This is a genomic window from Nonomuraea sp. K271, assembly GCF_009908215.1.
Lineage (GTDB): Bacteria > Actinomycetota > Actinomycetes > Streptosporangiales > Streptosporangiaceae > Nonomuraea > Nonomuraea longispora.
On record NZ_JAAAHR010000045.1, the window covers coordinates 41,457 to 54,328 of the forward strand.

General features: G+C 70.9%; 13 protein-coding genes. 8 read left to right on the forward strand and 5 right to left on the reverse strand.

Going from position 1 to position 12,872, the window contains the following annotated elements; translation table 11 throughout:
- Positions 1-6: 6 nt before the first annotated feature.
- Entirely contained in the window at positions 7-519 is a 513-nt protein-coding gene (locus GUY59_RS17875) for a HEAT repeat domain-containing protein (protein WP_138206873.1), read from the reverse strand.
- An 82-nt stretch (positions 520-601) separates the two neighbouring features.
- Between GUY59_RS17875 and GUY59_RS17880 the strand changes: the two genes are divergently transcribed.
- Positions 602-1,795, forward strand: a complete 1,194-nt coding sequence (locus GUY59_RS17880) for a MarP family serine protease (protein WP_138206871.1) — start codon at positions 602-604, stop codon at positions 1,793-1,795.
- A 4-nt stretch (positions 1,796-1,799) separates the two neighbouring features.
- Here the strand turns inward: GUY59_RS17880 and GUY59_RS17885 are convergent, their stop codons facing one another.
- The 4 genes from GUY59_RS17885 to acs all read right to left on the reverse strand — a co-directional run bounded on the left by GUY59_RS17885 (position 1,800) and on the right by acs (position 5,743).
- The gene (locus GUY59_RS17885) at positions 1,800-2,243 is read right to left on the reverse strand and encodes a DUF309 domain-containing protein (RefSeq protein WP_138206869.1); all 444 of its coding nucleotides are present in this window, start codon (positions 2,241-2,243) and stop codon (positions 1,800-1,802) included.
- Entirely contained in the window at positions 2,240-3,160 is a 921-nt protein-coding gene (locus GUY59_RS17890) for an alpha/beta fold hydrolase (protein WP_138206867.1), read from the reverse strand. The genes GUY59_RS17885 and GUY59_RS17890 overlap by 4 nt, the downstream gene beginning before the upstream one ends.
- The gene (locus GUY59_RS17895; RefSeq protein WP_132335576.1) at positions 3,150-3,590 is read right to left on the reverse strand and encodes a phage holin family protein; all 441 of its coding nucleotides are present in this window, start codon (positions 3,588-3,590) and stop codon (positions 3,150-3,152) included. Before GUY59_RS17895 ends, GUY59_RS17890 begins: the two co-directional genes overlap by 11 nt.
- A gap of 179 nt (positions 3,591-3,769) precedes the next feature.
- Complete coding sequence (gene acs, locus GUY59_RS17900) at positions 3,770-5,743, reverse strand: acetate--CoA ligase (protein WP_138206865.1); 1,974 nt, start codon at positions 5,741-5,743, stop codon at positions 3,770-3,772.
- A 332-nt stretch (positions 5,744-6,075) separates the two neighbouring features.
- On the opposite strand from acs, the gene GUY59_RS17905 reads away from it, so the two are divergent.
- The 7 genes from GUY59_RS17905 (at position 6,076) to GUY59_RS17935 (ending at position 12,521) form a co-directional block, all read left to right on the forward strand.
- Positions 6,076-6,855: an oxidoreductase gene (locus tag GUY59_RS17905; protein ID WP_171055573.1), complete on the forward strand. Its 780-nt coding sequence runs from the start codon at positions 6,076-6,078 to the stop codon at positions 6,853-6,855.
- 1,034 nt (positions 6,856-7,889) lie between these two features.
- Complete coding sequence (ssd, locus tag GUY59_RS17910) at positions 7,890-8,933, forward strand: septum site-determining protein Ssd (protein ID WP_161714588.1); 1,044 nt, start codon at positions 7,890-7,892, stop codon at positions 8,931-8,933.
- Positions 8,930-10,090 (forward strand): TadA family conjugal transfer-associated ATPase, encoded by a 1,161-nt coding sequence (locus GUY59_RS17915; protein ID WP_138208655.1) that lies wholly within the window; start codon positions 8,930-8,932, stop codon positions 10,088-10,090. The genes ssd and GUY59_RS17915 overlap by 4 nt, the downstream gene beginning before the upstream one ends.
- The gene (locus GUY59_RS17920) at positions 10,087-10,797 is read left to right on the forward strand and encodes a type II secretion system F family protein (RefSeq protein WP_138208654.1); all 711 of its coding nucleotides are present in this window, start codon (positions 10,087-10,089) and stop codon (positions 10,795-10,797) included. The genes GUY59_RS17915 and GUY59_RS17920 overlap by 4 nt, the downstream gene beginning before the upstream one ends.
- 30 nt (positions 10,798-10,827) lie before the next feature.
- Positions 10,828-11,643 (forward strand): type II secretion system F family protein, encoded by an 816-nt coding sequence (locus GUY59_RS17925; RefSeq protein WP_236667242.1) that lies wholly within the window; start codon positions 10,828-10,830, stop codon positions 11,641-11,643.
- A gap of 111 nt (positions 11,644-11,754) precedes the next feature.
- Entirely contained in the window at positions 11,755-12,156 is a 402-nt protein-coding gene (locus GUY59_RS17930; protein WP_138208653.1) for a DUF6596 domain-containing protein, read from the forward strand.
- 23 nt (positions 12,157-12,179) lie between these two features.
- On the forward strand, positions 12,180-12,521 hold the full coding sequence (locus GUY59_RS17935) for a hypothetical protein (RefSeq protein WP_138208652.1): 342 nt from the start codon (positions 12,180-12,182) through the stop codon (positions 12,519-12,521).
- Positions 12,522-12,872: the final 351 nt, after the last annotated feature.

A 12,872-nucleotide genomic window follows, 5' to 3' on the forward strand; every position in this document is an offset into this window, starting at 1 on the left:
TTCCCTTCAGGGCGCCGTACGCAGGGCCACGCCGAGTGAGGCCCAGCCGGCCACGTCGGCGTCGCTGTCGGTGGTCAGCGTGCGCAGCGTCTCCAGGCCGGCGTGGTCCGGCGGATCGCCGAGCACGTGCTGCAGCGCGTACGCGGCCCCGTACCTCACTCTGGCGTCTCCATGGCCGGCCAAATCGATCACGGACGGCAGCGAGCGCGGGTCGGCCAGGTGGCCGAAGGCGATCAGCACCGAATAGAGCACCATCGCGTCGTCCTCGCTGGCGGCCAGATAGCGCAGCACCGGCAGCGTCCGGTCCACGAACGGCTGCAGCATGCCCATGATGTCCACGCCCAGCAGCCGCTCGGCGACCGTGTCGCCGGCGCACAACCGGCGGGCCTCGATGAACGACTCCAGGTCGCTCCGCTGGCGCAGCATGGAGATCACGTGCCAGCGCAGGGGGCCGTCCGGATCGGTGTCGTGCAGGGCTGCCTCGATGAGATCGCGCACTGTTACCTCGGCCGGCGGCATAGGGCCCAAGATAGTCCGCAGGGTGACACCGTCCTGGCGGAACACGTGCACATTTGACCGTCTCGCTGGCTACCTTTGAAGCGTGCGCGGTGATCTGCTTGACCTCATACTGATCGGCCTCGTGATCGCCTTCGGCATCTCGGGATACCGGCAGGGGTTCATCATCGGAGCGATGAGCTTCGTGGGGTTCGTGGGCGGGGCCGTGCTCGGCGTCTTCATCGCGCCCCCCATCTCCAAGGCCGTCGTCGACGGTGACACGCCTCAGGCGCTGCTCGCCATCGTGATCGTCTTCCTCGCCGCCACCATCGGCCAGTTCGCCTCGTCGACGCTCGGCGCCGTCGTGCGCAGCCACGTCACGTGGGAGCCCGCCAGGGTGGCCGACGCCGTCGGCGGCACGTTCGCCAGCGCGTTGTCCGTGCTGGTCATCGCCTGGCTGATCGGGTCGCTGATCGTCTCCACCGCGTTCACCCCGCTGGTCGACCAGGTGAAGAACTCCGCGCTGCTGACCACGGTCGACGACGCCATCCCGCAGGCCGCGCGCAACTGGCAGGCGCCGTTCAAGAAGTTCATCGACCGTTCGGAGTTCCCGCCCGTCTTCGACGCCATCGGCGCAGGCACGATCATCGACGTGCCGCCGCCCGACCAGAGCGTGCTGAAGGGCGCCGAAGGCCTCGAAAGGGCGCGCAGGTCGATCGTCAAGGTGCAGGGCAACGCGCAGAGCTGCAACAAGCACATCGAGGGCACCGGCTTCGTCTACGCGCCCGGTCGCATCATGACCAACGCCCACGTGGTCGCCGGCGTGACGCGCGACCTGCAGATCATCGACTCGACCAACAGGCGGCACAAGGCCACGGTCGTGCGCTACAACCCGCGGCGTGACATCGCCATCCTCTACGTCCCCGGGCTCGACCTGCCGCAGCTCGCCTTCGACGGCGACGGCGGGCGCGGCGACGACGCGATCGTGGCCGGATTCCCCAAGGGCCAGGGCTTCACCGCCGTGTCGGCCAGGATCGGCGGCCAGCTCGACGCCGAGGGCCCCGACATCTACCGCGAGAGGACGGTCACGCGCAAGGTCTACGCGATCCGCGGCCAGGTGCTGCCGGGCAACTCCGGCGGGCCGCTGCTCACGCCCGAGGGTCGCGTCTACGGCGTGATCTTCGCCGCCGCGATCAACGAGGAGGAGACGGGCTACGTGCTGACGGCCGAAGAGGTCGCTCCCGACGCCGCCAGGGGCCGCAACGACACCGTGCCCGCCAGCACGCGGGAGTGCGACTGACCGGTCAGCCCGGCAGCCTGGCCAGGATCAGGGCGATGGCCTCGCCGGGGTCGCTGTCCTGGCTCAGGCTGGAGGCGGCCTTGCCGACCGCGTCATAGGCGCCGCCGTACGACTGCGCCTTGGCGGCGCCGCGGCCGAGCAGCGTCACCGCGCCCCGCCCGTTGCCGCGCTGCAGATGCGTGAGCCCGACGCAGATCTGCGCGAGCCCCTGCCACAGGTCGCGTTCGTCCTCCGGCGCGCACTTCCAGCGGCCCTCGAACACCTCGTGGGCGTTGAACGGCAGGCCGTCGCGCAGGAACCGGCGGCCGTCCTCCAGAGCCTGCTCGGTGGTGGGCGCGTAGTCGTCGGGCACTCTCGGCATGCCGGTCGAACCGTAGGGGAGCGGCCTGCCGTACGCGTCGCGCGGTCTTGCGCTGCGCGGCCGGCCCTCGGGGTCGCGGTCTCTCATCGGTCGGGCTCCGGGTCTGCCAGCCAGCCGAGCAGCTCCTGGTTGAACACGTCGGGAATCTCCTCGTGGGGGAAGTGCCCCGCTCCTTCGAGCAGCCGCCACCGGTAGGGGGCCGCCACGTGACGGCTCGAACCCTGCGCCGTGCGCGGGAGCACCCGCGGGTCGAGCGCTCCGTGCACCTGCAACGTGGGCGCCTCGATCTCGGTGCGCATGACCCTGGCGTAGCGCCGGCCGTCGGGGCGGAGCTGGGAGCGGCCGAACCAGCGGTGATATTCCAGCGCGCAGTGCGCCACGGTCGGGATGCGGAACGCCTCCCGGTAGGTGCGCGCCGTATCCTTCTCCGGCCAGCCGGGACGCGACCAAAGGTCGAGGAAACGGCCGACACGCCTCCCGTCGCGGCGGGTGAGCAGGTGCTCGGGCAGCAGCGGGAGCTGGAAGCCGAGTGCCTGGATGCTCGCCTTGAGCTGGCCGAACGGGTCGGTCACCAGGGCGCTGCGCAGCCGCAGCGGATGCGGGGCCGACACGGTGACGAGCCTGCGCACGCACTTCGGCTCCAGCACGGCCATCGTCCAGGCCAGCAGCCCGCCCCAGTCGTGCCCCACGACGATCGCCCCGGTCTCGCCGAGCGCCCTGATCAGCCCCGTCGCGTCGGCCGCCAGCGTCGGCAGGTCGTAGCCGCGCGGCGGTTTGTCGCTGCCGCCGTAGCCGCGCAGATCGACCGCGACCGCCCGGTATCCGTCGGCGGGCAGCGCCTCCAGTTGGTTGCGCCACGTCCACCAGAACTGCGGGAACCCGTGCAGCAACATCACCAGAGGCCCCTGCCCCGCCTCCACGACGTGGAAGCGGGTGCCGCCCGCGTGCACCGAGCGGTGCGTCCAGGGCCCCTCGATCTGTACGATCGACTCGTCAGGCGCCATCACGGGTCACCGGCTCGCGATCAGTCTTGAGCGCGGGCAGCGTCTGGTCCTCCGGGGTGGCGATCTCCTTCAGGCCCTTGATGGACCTGGTGGTGCGCCGCATCCCGGCCAGCCCCTTGAGCCGACGGATCCCGAGGAACACCAGCAGACCCGCGACCAGCAGGTAGAACACGGTCACGATGAGGAACGCCGCCCACTGCGGCAACCACTGCGCCAGCACGTACGCGATCGTGAACGAGGCGAGGATCAGGCACAGGTGAGCCATGAAGGCGGCGGCGGCGAACAGGCCGCCCGCCGTGCCGACCCGCTTGGCGTCGAACCTGAACTCCGCCTTGGCCAGCTGGATCTCCGAGCGGACGAGCTTGGAGATGTGATCGCTCGCCGTGGCGATCAGCGAGCCCAGGGATTCTTCCTCGGGAGTCTGCGGCATGAACGTCTCCTATCGAGGCCTGGTGGCCGTGTCAACATCGTCCAGCGATGCGCTGGGGCGCGAGCCTCGCCTGCACTCCCAGAACTACCCGATCAGCCAAGATAACGCTTGTGCCGCCTGGGCGTACGCAGGGGGCGCATGCTTCCGCGATGGAAACATGCGCCCCTGCCGTTACTCCGTCAGTCCTCCGACTTCGCGGAGGGGAGCTTCTCCTGGATCAGGTTCATCACCGTGCTGTCGGCCAGCGTGGTGACGTCGCCGATGCTGCGGTTCTCGGCCACGTCGCGCAGGAGACGGCGCATGATCTTGCCGGACCGGGTCTTGGGCAGCTCGGGTACGACCAGGATCTGACGCGGCTTGGCGATCGGGCCGAGCGTCTTGGCCACGTGGTTGCGCAGGTCGGCCGCGATGTCGGCGTTCTCCTCCGCGGCGCCGCGCAGGATCACGAACGACACGATGGCCTGGCCGGTCACCGGGTCGGTCGCGCCCACCACGGCCGCCTCGGCCACCTTCGGATGGCTGACCAGGGCGCTCTCCACCTCCGTGGTGGAGATGTTGTGGCCGGAGACCAGCATGACGTCGTCCACGCGGCCGAGCAGCCACAGGTCGCCGTCCTCGTCCTTCTTGGCGCCGTCGCCGGGGAAGTACATTCCCTCGAAACGGCTCCAGTAGGTGTCGATGTAGCGCTGGTCGTCGCCCCAGATCGTCCGCAGCATCGCCGGCCACGGCTCGCGTACGACGAGGAAGCCGCCGCCTCCGTTGGGGACGCTGTTGCCCTGGTCGTCGACCACGTCGGCGACCACGCCGGGCAGCGGGCGCATCGCGGCACCCGGCTTGGCCGAGGTCACACCGGGCAGCGGGCTGATCATGATGGCGCCGGTCTCCGTCTGCCACCACGTGTCGACGACGGGGCAGCGGCTGTGGCCGATGTTCTCGCGGTACCAGACGTACGCCTCGGGGTTGATCGGCTCACCGACGGAGCCCAGGATGCGCAGGCTGGACATGTCGTACTTGGCGGGGATGTCGTCGCCCCACTTCATGAACGTCCTGATCGCCGTGGGCGCCGTGTAGAGGAGCGTGACCTTGTACTTCTGCACGATCTCCCAGAACCGGCCGCGGTGCGGGGTGTCGGGCGTGCCCTCGTAGATGACGCTGGTGGCGCCGTTGGCGAGGGGGCCGTACACGATGTAGCTGTGGCCGGTCACCCAACCGATGTCGGCCGTGCACCAGTAGATGTCGGTCTCGGGCTTGAGGTCGAAGACCGCATGGTGTGTCCAGGCGGTCTGGGCCAGATAGCCGCCCGAGGTGTGCAGGATGCCCTTGGGCTTACCCGTGGTGCCGCTGGTGTAGAGGATGTACAGCGGGTCTTCGGCGCCGTGGGGCTCGGCGGTGTGCCGGTCGCTCTGGCGGTCGACCACGTCGTGCCACCACAGGTCCTTGTCGGTGACGGCGACGTCCTGACCGGTGCGGCGTACGACGAGGACGTTCTCGACCTGCGGGCACTGGGCGACGGCCTCGTCCACGATCGGCTTGAGCGCGCTCGGCTTGCCGCGGCGGTAGCCGCCGTCGGCGGTGATGACCAGCTTGGCGTCGGCGTCGTCGATGCGACTCTTGAGCGCGCTGGCCGAGAACCCGCCGAACACGACCGAGTGCACGGCCCCGATGCGGGCGCAGGCCAGCATCGCGATCGGCAGCTCGGGGATCATCGGCATGTAGACGGCCACCCGGTCGCCCTTGCGCACCCCGAGCTCGTGCAGGGCGTTGGCCGCCTTGCTGACCTCGGCCTTCAGGTCGTTGTAGGTGAGGGTGCGGGTGTCCCCCTCGGGCTCGCCCTCCCAGTAGTAGGCGATCCTGTCGCCGCGTCCCTCTTCGACGTGCCGGTCGACGCAGTTGTAGGCCACGTTGAGCTCGCCGCCGACGAACCACTTGGCGAACGGCGCGTTCCATTCGAGCGTCTTGTCCCACCTCTTGGCCCAGGTCAGCCGCTCGGCTGTGCCCTCCCAGAAGGCGAGGCGGTCGGCGGCGGCCTCGTCATATGCGGCGGCGGTCACGTTCGCGGCCGCCGCCAGATCAGCCGGAGGGGCGAACCGGCGGTTCTCCTGCAGCAGGTTGGACAGCGCCTGGGTTTCGTTACCAGGGGTCTCCGGGGCCACCTCGTGCTCCTTCTATGGCCAGATTGGATAGGTCGTGTCCCACTTCACCAGCTCGCGACCTCCGTACACAAGAGGTCTAGACAGGTCTGTACCGTCCGGCTCCGAGGACACTTCTCCTTATCAACATGCATGACAAACGCTATTGAAACGTTGTCATCCTGAAATCCGAAGAATACGCGCTCACGAGATTGCTGAGCTGCGGTGGGGGTGGTTTGGGGGTTTATGGGCCCCCTGGCGCCGTGTTTTCTCTCCGTACGGTCGCCATGCCGTCCGGCAGCGCGCACGCTGGGTCACCGCGCCGGGTGCGTTACCCGCAGGTAGGGTCGGGTTCCGTGAGTGACCCCTTGACCGTCATCGCGCGGTTCCCCGGCGTCTCCGAGGCGGTCGACGAGGCCCGCGACGCCGTCGACCGGCTCTACCGCCACCGCGTCCTGCGCCGGGCCAGCCCCGCCGTGTCCGCGGAGTCGTCGCTGCGCGGGGCGCGCGCGTCGGCCGCTCTCGAAGGCGTGGACGTGTCCCTCGACGCCCTGCGCCGTGACGAGGTGCGCGACCCCGCGGTCCAAGGGGCGCTGCGCGCCTGCGCCGAGCTGGGGCGCATGGGCCCGACCTGGCGTCAGGCGCCCCGGCAGGTGCTGGCGCGGCTGCACACCGTGGCGGCCGCCGGACTCGCGTCCGAAGCCGCTCTCGGCCGGCCGCGTACGTTCGACACCGTCCCCGACCCGTTGGGCCTCGGCGAGGCGCCCGGCGCGGGGGAGACGGCCCGCCGCATGGAGGCCCTGCTCGGCCTGCTGCAACGGCCGTCGGACGCGCCGGCGATCGTGCTGGCCGCCGTGGTCCACGCGGAGCTGGCCGTGTTGCGGCCCTTCGGCACGGCCGACGGGGTCGTGGCACGTGCGGCCGAACGGCTGACGCTGGTCGAGTACGGGCTCGACCCCAAGTCCTTGGTGGCCGTCGAGGTGGGGTGGCTGGAGCTGCCGTACGGCGAGGGGCTGCGGGCGTACCTGAGCGGCACGCCGGAGGGCGTGAGCCAGTGGGTACAACACTGTGCCTCCGCGGTAACCCTCGGGGCGCGTGAGACGACGGCCATCTGCGAGGCCATGCGGAGGGGCTGAGGGTTGCGCGTGCCGGTGGTTGGGAGGTCACCGGCATAGCTGACGGCGTCTCCGTCAAGAGACGCCGCCGCCGGTGCATCACACCGGGTTACCAAGCGTGCACCTGTATCCGTCGGAGCGGGTCAAGCCCGTCACGACGCGCCTCCCGCGGCTGCTCGCACGTGGGTGCCCGGCTGATGCACCCGGACAAGTGGTCCGTACACCCTTTCTACGACGGATGCGCCCTGATGGGAACCCCTCCGGCCAAGACCTTTACCCGGCGATGGGCGTGGCCCGGGTGCCGCGCGCCGGTCCGGTTACCGAGTCGTGATGATCACGCAGAGTGATTGTCTTTATGTGATCGTTATGTCGCAGCGAAGAAACTTGGCGAAAATGCAGGATTGCTCCTCGACGAAACTCGAGTCGATCGGGCAGCATACGGTGGTATCGCCAGAAACTGGGGAGACCGTGCACGCGATGGGTTTGCGAGCGTCTTGCCAGGTGCTGGCGAAGTGATGAAAGCTTTCTTCTGAAACGGGACCGGCTCTACCCCCCCGGAGCCGGACCGATCAGGCGACCCCCGCTCTCCCCCCCGGCGGGGGTCGCCCCTTTTCCGCCACGCCCGGCCGGGGCCCGCGCCGCCGCTCTGCCACGCCTTCACGTCAGGGTCGGGGCAGTCACACCGCCACGCCCTCAATCAGGGTCCGCGCCGTCGCCTTGCCACCACTCCGCGCCAAGGTGTCGTTGCGCCCCCCGCCGAGACGTGCGACGTACTCCCCGCCGTCGTCCCAGGCCGGAAGCTGCGACGTCCCCCTGGGGGTCCTGCGACCTCCGCCGTCCACAGTCGTGGGGCTTGCGGCGCTCGCCATCCACAGCCCCGGGGCTTGGGACGTCCGCCGTCGGCAGCCCTTTGGCCATGACACCCGGGTCCGCGACCTCGGCCGTCCACAGGCTTGCGGGCCTGTGACTCCCTCATCCACAGAATCCCGTTCGCCCGGCCGCCGCCCGCGCCGCCTCCAGCAAGGTGGGCATCCAACCCACGCAGGAGGCCCAGATTGCACCGTCCCCTGGTCATCACCGAAGACCACGCTCTGCTCGACGACCTCGTCCGCATCGCGGCCGCGGCAGGCGCCCAGCTCGACGTGGCCCATGTCCCCGCCCACGCCCGCCCTTACTGGAACCTCGCCCCGCTGATCGTCGTCGGCGCCGACCAGGCGGACGCGGTGGCCGCGGCCTCACCCCCGGCCCGAGACCAGATCCTGCTCGTGACCCGACATCCGGACGCCCCCGACACCTGGCGCAAATGCGTCGCCGTGGGCGCCCAGTCCGTCATGACCCTGCCGGGCGACGAGCGTCACCTGGTGGAGCGGCTGGCCGACGCCATGGAGCCCGATCCCCGTTCCGGTGCTTTGATCTGCGTGCTCGGCGGGCGCGGCGGAGCGGGCGCCAGCGTGTTGTCGGCCTGCCTGGCCCTGCGCGCCTCGGGCGACCACCTCCGCACACTGCTGGTCGACGCCGACCCGCTGGGCGGCGGCATCGACGCGCTGCTCGGCCACGAAGAGGCGCCGGGCGCACGCTGGGGAGAGCTGGTGGCCAGGGAGGGCCGCATCAGCTCCAGCGCGCTGCAGGCCGCGCTGCCGTCGTTCGGCGACCTGGCGGTCCTCTCCTTCCAGAGGGGCGAGGTGGCGGCGATCCCGGCCCAGGCCATGCGCTCGGTGCTGGAGGCGGGCAGGCGCGGCTTCGACCTGATCGTCGCCGACCTTCCCCGCCACCTCGACCCCGCCGCGATCGAAGCCCTCACCAGGGCGAAGACCACACTGGTCGTGGCGACGGCCGACGTGCGCGGCATCCTGTCGGCGGGCCAGGTGCTGGGCGAGGCCCGCAAGCACACCTCCGATCTGCGCGCGGTCCTTCGCCCGGGAGTTCTGGACGACGACATCGCCACCGGCTCGCTCGGCATCCCCGCCGCCGGCACCCTGCCCGACCAGCCGCGCCTCACCGCCACGCTCAACCGGGGTGAGCTGCCCAGGCTGGGGCCCCGCACCGTGCTCGGCGCCCTGTGCTCCTCGCTGCTCCGCGATCTCGTTCCGGCAGCATGACGTCCGCGGTCTCGCCCGAGCTGGTGGAGGCGGTGCGCGTACGCCTGGCCCGCACGGGGGCCGAGCCCAGCGCCGCCCAGGTGGCGGTGGCGCTCCGGGCGGAGAAGTCCGTCTACGGCGACGCGGAGATCCTCGCGGTGGCCAGAGCCCTCTGCGCCGACCTGATAGGCGCGGGCCCGCTGGAGCCGCTCCTGGCACGCCCGGAGGTGACCGACGTCCTGGTCAACGGCCCACGGGAGGTGTGGGTCGACGAGGGAGGGGGCCTGCGCCGCACCTCGGTCGCCTTCTCCGACGACGGCGCCGTACGACGGCTGGCCCAGCGCCTCGCGGCCGCCGCCGGCAGGCGCCTCGACGACGCGTGCCCCCACGTCGACGCCCGGCTCACGGGCGGCGTACGCCTCCACGCGGTCCTGCCGCCCGTGGCCTCCGGCGGCACCTGCATCTCCCTACGCCTGCCGCCCCGGCGCACGTTCACCCTGTCCGACCTCGTCGCAGCCGGCACCATCACCCCACCCGCCATCCCGGTGTTGTCCGCCATGGTGACCGCCAGGCTCGCCTTCCTCGTGACGGGTGGCACCGGCACAGGAAAAACCACCCTGCTCAGCGGCCTGCTCTCCTTGGCCGACCCTGGGGAGCGCCTGCTGCTGGTGGAGGATTCGGCCGAGCTGCGTCCGGTCCACCCGCACGTGGTCCGCCTGGAGACCCGCCCGGCCAACCTGGAGGGCGCGGGCGGCGTGGGCCTGCGCGACCTGGTGCGTCAGGCGCTGCGGATGCGCCCCGACCGTCTGGTGGTCGGTGAAGTACGAGGAGCGGAGGTCGTGGATCTCCTGGCGGCCCTGAACACGGGGCACGAAGGCGGTTGCGGCACCCTGCACGCCAACACCGCGGCCGACGTGCCGCCCCGGATCGAGGCGTTGGGGTGCGCGGCGGGCCTGAGCAGGGAGGCTGTGCACAGTCAGCTGGCCGCCGCGCTCGACGCGGTCGTCCATTTGACCCGCGACCGCCCCGACGGGCGCCGGCGCATCGCGGAGATCTGCCTGCTCACCCGGACCCCGGCCGGCCTCGTCGAGTCGGTTCCCGCCCTGACGTTCGATGCCGACGGCCGCACGCATGTCGGCCCCGGCCACGACGCCCTGACCGGAAGGACTGCGCCATGAGCAGCGCGCTGATCGCCACCGTGGTGTGCACGGCCTGCGCCGTGTGGATGTGGACCGGCCCCGACGTCGCCACGACCCGCCTGAGCGGACTGACCGGGGGCAGGGCGGGGCCGCGGAGGCGTACGCTCGGCCGGCTGCTCGCCCGTTCCCGCCCGGCCCGCCGCGCCGACGCCTGGCACAGCGCGTCGATCGAGTTGTGCCAGGCCCTGTCGGCCGAGCTTTCCGCCGGCCGCACCCCGGGAGAGGCCCTGACCAGGGCTCTGGCATCGGTCGACTTTCCAGACCCGCAGGCTCTGCGCCCGGTCGTGGCCGCGGCGAGAGACGGCGGCGACGTCCCCGCGGCACTGAGCGCAGCGGCGCCGCCGCAAGGAGGCGAGGGCCTGCGCCGGCTGGCCGCCTGCTGGGAGGTGGGCGTCACGGTGGGCGCCGGTTTGTCAGCCCTGGTCGACCGGGTGGCGAGCACGTTACGTGCGGCACAGGCCCACCGCCAGGACGTCGCCGCGCAACTGGCCGGACCTCGCATGACGGCCAGGATGCTCGCCGCCCTCCCGGCCCTGGGCCTCCTCATGGCCGCGGCCCTCGGCATGCGCCCCCTCACCTTCCTGCTCGGCACCCTGCCGGGCCTGATGTGCCTGGTGGCGGGGATCGCCCTCGACGCGTGCGGCCTGTGGTGGACCAACCGCATGGCCACCAAGGCCCAGGGCTGAGCCCTGTGCACGATCGAACGGATTCCACGGATGTTCGCTCTGTTGTCCGCCCTGTGCGCCGGCCTGGCGGCGTGGTTGTGGCTGTCTCCGACCACCCCGGCTGGACGCCTGGCCCGGCTACGCCCTGCCGATCCTCGTCCAAGGGGCCACGCCGAAGGTCCACTGGCCTGGCACGCGCATGCCGCCGGCGAGACCGAAGAGCCACCGGCCTGGCTCGGCCCCTCCCGCAACCGTCCGAGACGGATGACCCGCAAGACGGCTGTCACCGCGGCATGCGCGGGGCCGATGACCACCCTCCTGTTCGGCGTCGGACCGATCGGAGTCGTCGCCGGGCTGTTGACGGCCACCGCGGTGGCGGTGTTCCTGCACAGGAGAGAGCCGCAACAGGTACGGCAGGAACGCGAGCGGATGGCCGCCGACCTGCCGTTCGCCGCCGACCTGATGACCGCGTGCCTGATCGCCGGCCGCCCGGTGAGCGCCGCCACAGAGATCGCCGGCCGTACGGTCGGCGGCCCCCTCGGCCGGCGGCTCGGCTGGGTGAGCAGTAGGCTCCGCCTGGGTGCCGACCCGGAGACCACCTGGGCGGCCCTCGCAGGCGACCCCGCGATGGGCGGGCTCTGCCGGGCGATGGGCCGGGCGGCTCAGAGCGGCGCGCCGGTGGCGGAGGTCCTGACCCGCCTGGCCGACGACGCCCTGGAGGCCACCAGGGCCGGATCTGTCGCCTCGGCCAGGCAGGTCGGCGTCAAGGCCGTGGCACCGCTCGGGTTGTGCTTCCTGCCGGCGTTCGTCCTGCTCGGCATCATCCCGGTGGTAGCCGGTTTGGCATCCACCATCGTCCTTCCATGACGTACATCACCCGTCATGTCCAAGCCGCCGCCACGTGCGCCATGCCTGGCTCACCACGTTCTGTCCACGAAGCTTCGTCCTGTTCTCCGCGACCTTCGCCACTCGCGCCGAATGCTGGTAAGACAGACCCGCCAGGTCCACGCGATGGCGCAGCGGCTGGTACGGGCGAAACGGAAGATCAAGGTTTCCGGCATTCCGTTCCGTGTGCCCGCCGACCACCTGTTGCCTGAGCGGCTGGCGACCGTACTCGCGGTCATCTACCTGATCATCAACGAGGGTTACGCCGGCCGCGGCGACCTCGCCGGTGAGGCCGTCTGGCTCGGTCGCGCGCTGGTCGAGCTGCTGCCCGGCGAACCGGAGGCGCATGGGCTGCTGGCGGTCATGTTGTTGCACGGCTCCCGCCGCAGGGCACGCTTCTCGGGTGACGACCTCGTACTCCTCGCCGAACAGGACCGCTCCCTCTGGGACGGCCCCAGATCGACGAGGGGCGCGGTCTGCTCGCGCGTGCGCTGACACTGAACGGCCGCGGCCCGTACGTGATTCAGGCGGCGATCGCGTCGCTGCACACCGAGCAACCCACCGACTGGCCACAGATCGCCGCGTTGTACGGCGAACTCGCCCGGCTCACCGACTCCCCGGTCGTCGAACTGAACCGCGCCATCGCCATCGCCGAGACCCATGGCCCCGAAGCAGGACCGGCACTCATCGACCGAATCGCCCTCGAGAATTCCCACTACCTGCACGCCGCGCGCGGCGAACTTCTCCGGCGCGCCGGCCACATCCTGGAAGCACGCACCGCGTACGAACGCGCACTCACGCTTGCCCACAACTATGCCGAACGACGTCTCCTTCAACGACGGCTCGCCGAGCTCACCTGACCGGGTTTGTGGAGCTCATCGTCGTTCATGTCGCCGGAAACCGCCACGTTTCGGTGCGCACGCCTGCAATCGCTCATGTCGCCTGAGACGCGTTCAACACAGGCGTCGTTCATCAAACAGGCCGGGCACTTCCCACCTACCGACCCCTCCGCAGAACCAGTTGTCCACAGGCCAACCTCTACGCGGCCCTTATCCACAGAACCGCGCTCGGTCCACTGACCGCGGAGCCCTTTCGGCGACCCTTGGACTCCCGCCGGACAAGACCCCGGCTTCGACACCTGGAGGCCCGATGCCTGGTTCCACCCTCACGCCGACCGCGACAGCGCCACGCCCCCACACCCCGCCGGGAAC

What these genes read in the sequence shown, in the direction of transcription:
- GUY59_RS17875 (WP_138206873.1), bottom strand. Translation starts at nt 519, where the DNA reads ATGCCGCCGGCCGAGGTAACAGTGCGCGATCTCATCGAGGCAGCCCTG.
- GUY59_RS17885 (WP_138206869.1), bottom strand. Translation starts at nt 2,243, where the DNA reads ATGAGAGACCGCGACCCCGAGGGCCGGCCGCGCAGCGCAAGACCGCGC.
- GUY59_RS17890 (WP_138206867.1), bottom strand. Translation starts at nt 3,160, where the DNA reads ATGGCGCCTGACGAGTCGATCGTACAGATCGAGGGGCCCTGGACGCAC.
- GUY59_RS17895 (WP_132335576.1), bottom strand. Translation starts at nt 3,590, where the DNA reads ATGCCGCAGACTCCCGAGGAAGAATCCCTGGGCTCGCTGATCGCCACG.
- GUY59_RS17915 (WP_138208655.1), top strand. Translation starts at nt 8,930, where the DNA reads ATGACGTCCGCGGTCTCGCCCGAGCTGGTGGAGGCGGTGCGCGTACGC.
- GUY59_RS17920 (WP_138208654.1), top strand. Translation starts at nt 10,087, where the DNA reads ATGAGCAGCGCGCTGATCGCCACCGTGGTGTGCACGGCCTGCGCCGTG.
- GUY59_RS17925 (WP_236667242.1), top strand. Translation starts at nt 10,828, where the DNA reads ATGTTCGCTCTGTTGTCCGCCCTGTGCGCCGGCCTGGCGGCGTGGTTG.
- GUY59_RS17930 (WP_138208653.1), top strand. Translation starts at nt 11,755, where the DNA reads ATGCTGGTAAGACAGACCCGCCAGGTCCACGCGATGGCGCAGCGGCTG.